The 227-nt window shown below is 33.0% G+C and carries 1 protein-coding gene; it reads right to left on the bottom strand.

The genetic code is table 11. The annotated features are described in order from the left end of the window. Positions 1 to 227, bottom strand: a 227-nt coding sequence (locus GNY06_RS15720; RefSeq protein ID WP_166519738.1) for a transposase, incomplete at both ends; no start/stop codon positions are given.

Below are 227 nucleotides of genomic sequence, written 5' to 3'. Positions count from 1 at the left end.
CTGAAAGAGCCATCTTTGCTCCATTTATTGAAATAATAGTAAATGCTTTGCCAGCAGATTTTCTCTTTGTCAAAATATTCTTTCAAACTTAATTCACGCCACTGACAGCCTGTTTTCAGGCGTTTTATAATAAGCTGAATTATTTTTACCAGATCATATCTCGTCGAAAAGCCTCTTTTTCCTTTGCTTAAATGAGGTAAAATCCATCTTTCTATTTTATCTTTGCT

The sequence above is a fragment of the Elizabethkingia argenteiflava genome, from assembly GCF_009904105.1.
Classification (GTDB): domain Bacteria; phylum Bacteroidota; class Bacteroidia; order Flavobacteriales; family Weeksellaceae; genus Elizabethkingia; species Elizabethkingia argenteiflava.
Note: the sequence above shows the minus strand (reverse complement) of the source record. Positions and strands in the feature narration are given on the sequence as shown.